Raw genomic sequence first — 2,939 nt, 5'->3', positions numbered from 1 at the left:
ACTCCTCATCGCTGGAGGGCTCATCGGAGCGGGCGCGGGAGCGCACCAGGATGGACGCGATCAGGGCCAGCACGGCGCCCCCCGCGGCGATAGGGAGGTGCTGGAGGCGCTGGCGCCGCTGACGCTCCTCCTGGAGGAGCTGAAGCGAGACCTGTCGCTCGATGGCCGCGTCGCCTCGGGTCTTCGGGAGGAGCCGCTGGTTCTCCGCTTCCATCTGGGCGAGCTGGTCCTCCGAATAGGCGGAGTACGGCGTCTGGGCGCGCGTCCCCAGGTACACATGGCCCGCGTAACCGGCCGCCAGCACCGCGACCAGGAACAGCAACATCCGCATGAAGGAGCTCCTTGGTGGGCGCAGCATACTTCGTCCAGGCGGGCACATGTCCGCCCTGGTGCCTTCCGAGCGGCCATTCCGGGCTCTCGCCCCAGCCCCTCCGCGCCCGCTTGCGCACGGACGCACCTTGAAGAGGAGCCCACCCGACGAGGAGGCACGGCCATGCTCGCTGCGCGCACGACCCTGATGACGGTCCTGCTGTGGAGCACCCTGACGACCGCGGGAGCGGCCCAGCCCCGGGTGGTGCCCCCCGCGCCGTCTCCACCGCCCCCGGAGGCGAGCCCCGCGCAGCGGACCATCCGGGTGGAGGGGAAGGGAGAGGTGAAGGTGGCGCCGGACGAGGCGTTCATCGACCTGGGGATGGAGACGCTGGCTCCCACGGCGAAGGCGGCGGCGGAGGACAACGCGCGGAAGATGGACAAGGTCATCACCGCGCTGGTGCGGGCGGGCATCCCGCGCGAGGAGATAAAGACGCGCAACTACACGGTGTTCCCGGAGTACGTGCCGCAGACGAGGCCGGACCAGGAGCCGAAGCTCAAGGGCTACCGGGTGGGCAACACGGTGGAGGTGCACGTGCGGGAGTTGGCGCGGGTGGGGGCGCTGCTGGACACGGCGTTGGGGGCGGGGGCGAACCGGGTGGAGTCGGTGCGCTTCGGGCTGAGCAAGCCGGAGACGGTGCAGGGCGAGGCGTTGCGCAACGCGGTGGAGCGGGCGAGGCAGGCGGCGCAGGTGCTGGCGGCGGCGCTGGGGGTGAAGCTGGGGCGGGTGCTGGATGCGAGCACGGTGCTGGAGCCTCGGCATCCCATCCCCATGCCCATGGAGGCCCGCTTCGAGGCGAGGGCCGCGGGAGCCGCGGACGTGACGACGCCCATCCAGCCGGAGGATCAGACGGTGTCGGCGACGGTGACGCTCCTCTACGCCATCGAGTAGGGCGCGGGGCCCCGGGGGCATGCGGCCCACCGGGGCTTCGCGGACGCTCAGCGAGGCAGGTCGGCGGCGCGACGCGCGGCGTTCCAGGTGCCGGAGATGTTGGGCGGCATCTCGCTGTCGATCTTGTGCGCCAGCTTCTCGGTGATCTGCGAGAGGATGGACGCGAAGACGACGTGGAGCACGAGGCGGACGCTCTCGGCCTCGATCTGCAGCCGCTCGGCGACATCCAGGTAGAAGTCGTCCTTGTCGAACTTCTGCCCGTTGGCGCTGCGCTCCTTCCAGCAGTGTTGGAAGAGCTGTCGAAGCCCCTCGGGGAACTGCTCCCTCATCTCCTGCACGAGTCCACCGGGGAGCCGTTCACAGAGTGCGCTCATCACCGCATCCGCCGCCTCCGTGGGAGGGTACTCGGGGACTTCGCGGTTGATACGCGCCAGGAAGGACTCCACGCTCGTTCCGACGCCCTCTCCCGACCAGGACTCCGTTTCCAGGTTGTGCATCATGGCCATGGGTATGTCCGCCTCCTTTCCCTGTCAGGTTGGAGACGTTGGACGCGGGCGGCAGCACCTCGGGCTCCCATGCTCGGAGCCCAGCCAGGCAGGTGCCCTGGTCCCGGTCAGGGCGCCGGCTTCGCGCGCCTTCCGGCGTACAGGTCGATGACCTCGCCCAGGGAGCGCTGGCACACGCCGCAGAAGGGCACGCGGTCGCGGGTGAACATCACGCAGTCGAGCTGGGGCCGGTAGTAGCCGCGGGCCTCGTACATCGCGCCCTCGAAGGCGCCCACCTTGCCGGCGTGGGGCTGCCTGGCGAGGAAAGGCTCCTCCCAGTCGCGCTGGGCGGTGAAGAGCGCATCCATGTCCGACTCCGGGCGGCGCTCGGCGCGGATACGGCGGCGCTGCTCCTGCACCTTGCGGGCGTGGGCCTCGTACTCCTCCTTCTTCCACGGCGTGGGCAGCGGCGTGCCGGGTGTCACCAACTCCTTCCACTTGAGCCGGGCCGGGTCCTTCAACGCGGTGACGTTCTTCTCCCAGGGCTCCACGCGCTCCTCGGCGGGGGCATAGGCCGAGTCCGAGGTGTAGTACTCGTCCGCCAGTCCGGCGAAGTGGTGGCCGAACTCGTGGACGAAGACATAGGGGGACCAGAGGCTGTCGGCGGCCACGGTGCCATAGAGGCCGAAGATGCCGCCGCCGCCGTAGGTGTTGCCGTTGACGAGGATTTCGACGAACTCGTAGGGCGCGAACGCGGCCACGTCGCGGAAGCGGCGGTTCTCGAAGGTGAGGACGTAGCGCTCGCTGCCGAAGGCATCGTAGGTGGAGCCCACGGGCGAGTGGCGGTGGATGCCGGTGGACGGGCGCGAGATGCCGGACTGCTGGGAGGCGGGCATCAGCCCCCACACGTTGAAGTCCGCCTTGCGCTCCTTGAAGGGCGAGAAGGTGAAGAGGATGTCCACCAGCCGCCGCGCGTCCTTCTCGAACTTGGCGCGCTCCTGGGCGGTGTAGCCATCGCCGAGGATGAGCAGGTCCACCTTCTGCTCGGACGGCCCGCTCTTGAGGATGGGCAGGAGGGGCCCAGGCGAGGGCGGCGCGGACGTGTCCACGAACATGTCCTTGGGGTCGACGATGAGGGACCAGCGCTCGTGGAAGACGTTCTGCTCGTCGCGCTTCTTGAGGAGCACCTGGAC

4 protein-coding genes are annotated in these 2,939 nt (G+C 69.7%); 1 reads left to right on the top strand and 3 read right to left on the bottom strand.

Annotated features, from left to right (window positions below; genetic code table 11):
- Positions 1 to 331, bottom strand: a 331-nt coding sequence (locus tag VF794_RS19980; RefSeq protein WP_331112750.1) for a hypothetical protein, incomplete at its 3' end; no start/stop codon positions are given.
- Between the two features lie 162 nt (positions 332 to 493).
- Here VF794_RS19980 and VF794_RS19975 point away from each other — a divergent pair.
- The gene (locus VF794_RS19975) at positions 494 to 1,261 is read left to right on the top strand and encodes an SIMPL domain-containing protein (RefSeq protein ID WP_331112748.1); all 768 of its coding nucleotides are present in this window, start codon (positions 494 to 496) and stop codon (positions 1,259 to 1,261) included.
- Between the two features lie 47 nt (positions 1,262 to 1,308).
- On the opposite strand, the gene VF794_RS19970 is transcribed toward VF794_RS19975, so the two are convergent.
- On the bottom strand, positions 1,309 to 1,767 hold the full coding sequence (locus tag VF794_RS19970) for a DUF2267 domain-containing protein (RefSeq protein ID WP_331112746.1): 459 nt from the start codon (positions 1,765 to 1,767) through the stop codon (positions 1,309 to 1,311).
- Between the two features lie 107 nt (positions 1,768 to 1,874).
- The coding region (locus tag VF794_RS19965; protein WP_331112744.1) for a M64 family metallopeptidase at positions 1,875 to 2,939 on the bottom strand (1,065 nt) is incomplete at its 5' end.

This window comes from Archangium sp. (genome assembly GCF_036389735.1).
Lineage (GTDB): Bacteria > Myxococcota > Myxococcia > Myxococcales > Myxococcaceae > Archangium.
Note: the sequence above shows the minus strand (reverse complement) of the source record. Positions and strands in the feature narration are given on the sequence as shown.

Excerpts from the sequence above, each read along its gene's own strand:
- VF794_RS19975 (WP_331112748.1), top strand. The coding sequence starts at position 494 with ATGCTCGCTGCGCGCACGACCCTGATGACGGTCCTGCTGTGGAGCACC.
- VF794_RS19970 (WP_331112746.1), bottom strand. The coding sequence starts at position 1,767 with ATGGCCATGATGCACAACCTGGAAACGGAGTCCTGGTCGGGAGAGGGC.